The sequence below is a fragment of the Microbacterium sp. 69-7 genome (assembly GCF_001897985.1).
Taxonomy (GTDB): domain Bacteria; phylum Actinomycetota; class Actinomycetes; order Actinomycetales; family Microbacteriaceae; genus Microbacterium; species Microbacterium laevaniformans.
Genome location: NZ_MKRU01000024.1, coordinates 1 through 4,619, shown reverse-complemented (window position 1 = coordinate 4,619; position 4,619 = coordinate 1). Strand labels below are relative to the sequence as shown.

The window sequence follows — 4,619 nt, the reverse complement described above, 5'->3', positions numbered from 1 at the left end:
TCGTGCTCGACGGCACCGATGTCATCGGCCTCGACCGCGAGGCGATGCGCCGGGTGCGCGGCACGAAGGCGGCGATGATCTTCCAGGAGCCCTCGACCGCCCTGAACCCTGTCTTCACCGTGGGGTGGCAGCTGGCCGAGGGTCTGCGTGCCCACGGGAAGTACTCGAAGAAGCAGGCGCGCGAGCGCGCGATCGAGATGCTCGGCCGTGTCGGCATCCCCGATCCCGAGCGGCGCGTCGACGACTACCCGCACCAGTTCTCCGGCGGGCAGAAGCAGCGCATCGTCATCGCCACGGCGCTGGCGCTCGATCCGACCGTGATCATCGCCGACGAGCCGACCACGGCGCTCGATGTCACGGTGCAGGCCGAGATCCTCGACCTGCTGCGGCGCCTGCGCGACGAAGACGGCACCGCGATCGTGCTGATCACGCACAACATGGGGGTCGTGGCCGACCTCGCCGACCGCGTCGCGGTCATGCTGAACGGCGAAGTCGTCGAGACCGCGCCTTCCTCGGAGCTGTTCGCCGCCCCGCAGAACGACTACACGAAGCGGCTGCTGGCCGCCGTGCCGCGCCTGGAGATCGTCGACCGGCAGCTGCCGGCGGGAGTGGCCGAGGCGGCGCCGGTCGTGGTGGCGGAGGATCTCGTCATCGAGTACGCCGGGCGCCTGCGTCGTGCCGGGTTCCGCGCCGTCGACCACGTGAGCTTCTCGATCGCGCCGGGCGAGGTCGTGGGCCTGGTCGGCGAGAGCGGATCGGGAAAGACGACGATCGGCCGTGCGATCGCCGGGCTCACACCCGTGACCGGCGGCTCGCTGCGGGTGCTCGGGGTCGAGATGAACGGGGTCAAGGAGCGCACGTTCCGGCCCCACCGCAAGGACCTCGGGTTCGTGTTCCAGGATCCGGCGACGAGCTTCAACCCGCTGCTGACGATCGCGCAGAACGTCGCCGAGCCGTTGGTCGTGCACGGCGGCGCTCGGGATGCCGCGGATGCCCGCGACCGCGTCGACGAGCTGCTCGAGGCCGTCCAGCTGCCGAAGGCGTTCGGCGATCGCTTCCCGCACGAGCTGTCGGGTGGGCAGCGCCAGCGGGCCTCGCTGGCCCGCGGCCTCGCGCTCGACCCGAAGCTGCTCATCGCCGACGAGCCCACGAGCGCGCTCGACGTGTCGGTGCAGGCGCGCGTGCTCGAGCTGTTCGGCGAGCTGCAGGAGCGGTTCGGCTTCGCGACCCTCTTCATCACGCACGACCTCGCGGTCGTCGACATGCTCGCCCACCGGGTCGTGGTGCTGCACACGGGCACGATCGCCGAGACCGGACCGACCGCGCGGGTGCTCGGCGACCCCCAGGACGACTACACCCGCAAGCTCATCGCGTCGCTGCCGGTGCCCGATCCGGTGGAGCAGGCCGCGCGCCGCGAGGCCTGGCGCGCCGCCCGCGGCTGAGCTGAGCTGCGCCTGCGGCCTGCGGCCTGCGGCCTGCGGGCTGCGGGCTGCGCCACCGGAGGAGATTTCGCTCCGGGAGGATCGATCGGGCCACGGCATCCTCCCGACGTGAAATCTCCTCCCGAACTGCCGGCGTCCGGCGGACACCGCAGCGCGCTCGTGCTCGTGCAGGACATCCCGGAAGAGGTGGATGCCGCGTATGCCGTCCCGCCGTCGCCTGACCGGCGCCGCACACCGTTTCACGTGCAACGGCGGGTGTCAGTTCGACAGGTTCTCGATGATCGACGCGAACACGCCGAGCGGGCCGAACAGCATCAGCAGCAGCGCCGCGCCGATCACGATGATCGCGGCCCACGGCACCCGACGTCGCAGCCGGCGGCCCTCGGGTGCGACGCCGGGAGGTGGACCCAGGGATGCCGCGGGCGCCGCGAACGGCAGTGCCGCCGATCCCGCCGCGTCACGCGCGGGGACGGCCGCGCCGGTCGCCGGTGCGGCGAGGCGCTCGTCGCGCCAGCGCTCCCACTGTGCGAGCTTGTCGAGCAGCGCCGCCACCACGGAGAACAGCCAGGCCCAGGTGGCCGGGTCGAGCGTGGACGCCTCGCGCGGCGTGTAGAGGAAGAGCCAGTCATCGACGATCTCGACGTCGAGGGCGGCAGCGTGGTCGACGAATCGCGCCATGATGTCGGGCGTGAAGAGGTAGAGCGCGTCGGCCTCGTAGCCGGACGGGCAGTACAGGGTGAAGGAACGGTCGAAGTCGCCCTCCAGGCTCAGCCGTTGGGACCCCTCGAGTGCGGCCGGCAGGTTGGAGCCGAACAGTCTGTTGTTGCCGACGGCATCCAGCACGATGTTGGGCAGCGGGGTCGACAGCTTGACGGCGACGTAGCCCCACCGATGCGTCGACTCGTTCTTGCCCGAGCCCGTGCGGTACACATAGTTGCCGAACTCGACGAAGCGCGGCCTCTCGCCGCGGACCACGTCGCTCGCGATGCGCCCGTGTCCGATGCCGAACACCATTCCCGGCAGCGGTGGGTTCGACACCGACGGGTACCAGGTCATCGCGTTGGCCCGCGCGAAGCGGTCGAGGCGCCACCACCGCTCCCCCGTGCGGGCGCCGAACATGCGCACCAGCGCGGTCGCGAGCACCGCGGCCACACCGACGACCACGAGGATCGGCGCGATCATGAAGGGCGAGAACCCGCCCCCGGATGCCGTCATCATGCCGCCCACGACACCGATCACCGTCGACCCGAAGACGAAGAGCACGGCCACGACGGCGAGCACGGCGAAGACGGCCCGCGACGCGACGTTCGGCGCCGGTGCCCGTCCGCTCGCGCGCAGGTCGCGGACGTAGGCGCGCACGGTCGCCCGATCGGCAGGCTCGATGAGCGGTCGCGCGTCGAAGGCTGAGGATGCCGCGGGCGTGCTCATATCGCCACGCTACCCGGGCGAGCTTTCAGGGCGCCGTCAGGGCGTCCTCGTCGCGATAACGGCCTCGCAACTCTTTCTCGACGGCGACCCCCGGAAGGCCCACGCCCACCACGATCAGCCCCAGCAGGAGGGCGATCGCCCCGACGAGGTACGCCGCCCAGGCGCCGTCGACGAAGCTCAACCGCGCCGCCTCGAGGATGTGCGCCGCGTAGGCGGGGTTGTTGGCGGCCACGTGGGCGGCCGACGCGTACGACGCCTGCAGGGCGCGGGTGATGTCGTCGGAGAGCGATGCGGCTTCGGGAGAGGCGGCGATGAGCCCGGCGAACACGTGCGAGAACCCGCCGGCGAGCACGGCACCGAGCAGTGCCTGCATCACGGCGCCGCCGAGGTCGGTCTGCAGATCGCTGGTCGCCGAGGCCATGCCCGCGCGGCGCACCGGGGTGCTGCTGGTCAGGGATCGGGATGCCGCGGTCATCACGAACGACGCACCCCCGCCGACCAGGGCGAACGCGAGCGCGACGATCACCGGCGGTGTGGTCTCGTTCCACGCGAGCATCGTGCCGAAGGCGGCGATGAGCACGACGTAGCCGACGATCATCGCCATCCGCGTGCCGCGTTCGACGAGGACCGCTGCCAGCGGTGCGCAGACGAGCAGCGCGATCGCGGCGGGGATGAGCGCGATGCCCGCCTGCAGCGCGTCGTAGCCGAGGATGTTCTGCAGGTACTGCTGGCCCACGAACATCGCCCCCACGAGCGCACCGAAGGCGAGAGTTCCCGCGACGGCCGGCACCCAGAACAGGCGTCGCCGCGCGATCGACAGGTCGTAGAGGGGTGCCGCGACGCGCAGCTGGCGTGCCGCGAAAGCGGCGATCAGCACCGCCGCCGCGACGATCAGGCCCGCCCCCGCACCCGTCTCCCCCGGGGCGAAGACGACGCCGAGACCGAGCACCAGCGCGGCCACGGCGATGACCGACAGGATGCCGCCGAGATGATCGACCGGCTCGTCGGACTCCGCCACGCCCCGCGGAATCGACCGTGCGGCGATGAGCAGCGCCACGACGGCGACCGGCACGGGCAGCAGCAGGGCGATGCGCCAGCCGAAGGCGACGACGAGCGCACCCGAGATCACCGAACCGGCGACCGTGGCCACGGCGCCGGTCGCCGTCCACAGGGCGATCGCGCGGACGCGCGCCGGCCCCTCGGCCCAGAGGGCGGTGATGAGGGCGAGCGTCGTCGGAAAGGCGCAGCCCGCAGCGATGCCGGTGAGCACGCGCGCTCCCATGAGGAACTCGATCGTCGGGGCGAGGCTTGCCGCGGTGCCGGCGATGAGCAGGCCGATCAGCCCGATGCACAGCAGTCGCACCCGACCGTAGCGGTCGCCGAGGGCGCCGGCGTACAGCACGGTCATCGCGAGTCCGAGGCCCGTGCCGAGCGCGACGAGGTTGAGTGTCGTCTGGGGGGCGTCGAAGGTGCCGGCGATGTCGGGCAGGGCGACGCTGGCGCCGCCGGTGGTCAGATTGCAGACCGCTGCGGCCATCAGCAGCGCGGTCAGGACCACGCCTGCGCGCGCGGGAACGTGCGTGCCCGGCATCCACCGTCCTTCCGTCGCCCCCGTCGTCCATGAGCGTAGCGGTCGTCGGGTAGACTGTTGTGGTTGCCCGTCTGCGTTCCGTTCCGGAACAACGCTCGGGCACGTGCATCAACCCTCCTGATGCCGGGAAATGCCCGGCATCCGTTCTAGTCCGAAGG

At 71.7% G+C, this 4,619-nt stretch carries 3 protein-coding genes; 1 reads left to right on the top strand and 2 read right to left on the bottom strand.

The genetic code is table 11. The annotated features are described in order from the left end of the window. A partial coding sequence (locus tag BGN98_RS02605) for a dipeptide ABC transporter ATP-binding protein (RefSeq protein ID WP_288119381.1) occupies positions 1-1,442 on the top strand: 1,442 nt, incomplete at its 5' end. Positions 1,443-1,700: 258 nt separating this feature from the next. On the opposite strand, the gene BGN98_RS02600 is transcribed toward BGN98_RS02605, so the two are convergent. After that, complete coding sequence (locus BGN98_RS02600) at positions 1,701-2,870, bottom strand: hypothetical protein (protein ID WP_036288924.1); 1,170 nt, start codon at positions 2,868-2,870, stop codon at positions 1,701-1,703. A 25-nt stretch (positions 2,871-2,895) separates the two neighbouring features. Next, the gene (locus BGN98_RS02595; RefSeq protein ID WP_288119379.1) at positions 2,896-4,461 is read right to left on the bottom strand and encodes an MFS transporter; all 1,566 of its coding nucleotides are present in this window, start codon (positions 4,459-4,461) and stop codon (positions 2,896-2,898) included. Between the last annotated feature and the right edge of the window lie 158 nt (positions 4,462-4,619).

What these genes read in the sequence shown, in the direction of transcription:
- BGN98_RS02600 (WP_036288924.1), bottom strand. Translation starts at nt 2,870, where the DNA reads ATGAGCACGCCCGCGGCATCCTCAGCCTTCGACGCGCGACCGCTCATC.
- BGN98_RS02595 (WP_288119379.1), bottom strand. Translation starts at nt 4,461, where the DNA reads ATGCCGGGCACGCACGTTCCCGCGCGCGCAGGCGTGGTCCTGACCGCG.